The organism is Pseudomonas luteola NBRC 103146 (assembly GCF_002091675.1).
Lineage (GTDB): Bacteria > Pseudomonadota > Gammaproteobacteria > Pseudomonadales > Pseudomonadaceae > Chryseomonas > Chryseomonas luteola.
Map to the genome: position 1 here is coordinate 1 of NZ_BDAE01000096.1, position 695 is coordinate 695.

The following is a 695-nucleotide window of genomic DNA, read 5'->3' on the forward strand; positions in this document are numbered from 1 at the left end:
GGGGCTTGCGGTGCATCGTGCGCTGGGCAATCACCGGCTGCATACCGAAGCGGTCGCAATAGCGACGCAACCCTTCACTATCGTAGCCCTTGTCCGCGATCACTGTCCGGCAACGCTTGCGTGGTCTGCCCTGAGAGCCAGGAAGACGCACCTGATCTAGTAACGGAATAAAGTTGCGCGAATCGGCTGCTGACCAGGCGAGAGGGTAAAGCTCAGCGGATAACCATTGGCATCGCAAAGCAGGTGAATCTTGGTACCTAACCCACCCCGGCTGCGTCCCAGGCAATGATCTACAGGTTCGTCCGGGCCCCTTTTTTTCCGCCTCCTGCCGCGGCACGGGTAGCTCGAATGGTCGTAGAGTCCACCATCCAGGTATCCAGATCGATAAAGCCATCCTGGCGAAGCCGCAGATGCAGACGAGTCAATACGCGCTCAAACGTTCCGTCGTCCCGCCATTGGCGAAAACGCTGATAAACCGTTTTCCAAGGGCCGTAGCGTTCGGGTAGATCACGCCATTTAGCGCCGGAGCAAAGGATCCAGAAGATACCATTGAGCATCTGTCGATCATCCCGGCGAGGACGGCCCATGGTCTGGGGAGGGGAAACGATATCTTCAATCAATGCCCAGCGCTGACTCGAAAGCTCGTAGCGACCTGTCATGTCTGCCTCCGCTTGCCACAACGGCATTAGGCTAAC

At 57.6% G+C, this 695-nt stretch carries 1 pseudogene; it reads right to left on the bottom strand.

Annotated features, from left to right (window positions below):
- A pseudogene (locus PLU01S_RS25240) lies at positions 1-659 on the bottom strand (IS5 family transposase); the annotation flags it as partial.
- Between the last annotated feature and the right edge of the window lie 36 nt (positions 660-695).